At 52.2% G+C, this 1,208-nt stretch carries 2 protein-coding genes; both read left to right on the top strand.

The features are described 5' to 3' along the window. Positions 1 to 19: 19 nt before the first annotated feature. Complete coding sequence (panC, locus tag ACR0P9_RS12920; protein WP_432620778.1) at positions 20 to 865, top strand: pantoate--beta-alanine ligase; 846 nt, start codon at positions 20 to 22, stop codon at positions 863 to 865. 23 nt (positions 866 to 888) lie between these two features. Next, on the top strand, positions 889 to 1,208 hold a 320-nt coding region (panD, locus tag ACR0P9_RS12915; RefSeq protein WP_432620776.1), incomplete at its 3' end, for an aspartate 1-decarboxylase.

Genomic DNA, 1,208 nt, shown 5'->3' with positions numbered 1-1,208 from the left:
ATAAAAGGAGTTTCACATGATTACCATCGTTAAGACAATAGAAGAAGTTCGTGCACAGGTAAAGGCATGGCGCGCTGAGGGACTGACCGTAGGTCTGGTTCCGACTATGGGTTATCTGCATGAAGGCCATCAGAGCCTGATTGCACGCTCGGTTGCAGAGAACGACCGCACTGTCGTTTCCGACTTTGTCAACCCGATTCAGTTTGGCCCGACAGAGGATCTGGCAACCTATCCGCGCGATATGGAGCGCGATGCTGCGCTGTGTGAGTCTACCGGCGCAAACCTGATTTTCAATCCGGAGCCGGAAGAAATGTATGCACCGGATTTCTGCACCTATGTTGACATGGATCACCTGACCAAGGGTCTGTGCGGCAAGACTCGCCCGATTCATTTCCGCGGCGTGTGCACCGTTGTCAGCAAGCTGTTCCACATCGTACAGCCGGATCGCGCATACTTCGGTCAGAAGGATGCACAGCAGCTCGCTGTTATCCGCCGCATGGTACGTGACCTGAATATGCCGCTGACCATTGTTGGCTGCCCGATTATCCGTGAAGAAGACGGTCTGGCAAAGTCTTCCCGCAATACTTACCTGAGCGCAGAGGAGCGCAAGGCAGCTTTGTGCCTGTCCCGTGGTCTGAACAAGGGCAAGGCTGCTGTAGAAGCTGGCGAGACCGATGCAGAAAAGGTCAAGGCAATCATTACCGCTGAGATTGAGGCAGAGCCGCTCAGCCGCATTGATTATGTAGAAATTGTAGATTGGAACAATCTGGAGCCGGTCAGCAGCACCGAAGGCTCGATCCTCGCCGCTGTTGCCGTATATATCGGCAAGACCCGCCTGATTGATAACTTTATCATTGAACGCTAAATAAAACGGAGGACGAAATTTACATGACAATCCAGATGCTGAAAGGCAAAATTCACCGCGCCGTTGTAACACAGGCTGAGCTGAACTATGTTGGTTCGATTACCATCGACAGCGAGCTTTTGAATACAGCTGGTATTTATGAGTATGAAAAAGTACAGATTGTAGACGTGAACAACGGCAATCGCTTTGAAACGTACACCATCGCAGGTGAGCCGGGCAGCGGCGTGATCTGTCTGAACGGCGCGGCAGCACGCTGCGCATCTGAGGGCGACCATGTGATTATTATGGCATATGCGGATGTAACGCCGGAAGAGGCACAGACCCATAAGCCGAAGGTCGTTTT

This window comes from Butyricicoccus sp. (assembly GCF_050872565.1).
Lineage (GTDB): Bacteria > Bacillota > Clostridia > Oscillospirales > Butyricicoccaceae > Butyricicoccus_A.
The sequence above is the reverse complement of the archived record's forward strand: the minus strand, read 5'-3'. Positions and strand labels throughout refer to the sequence as shown.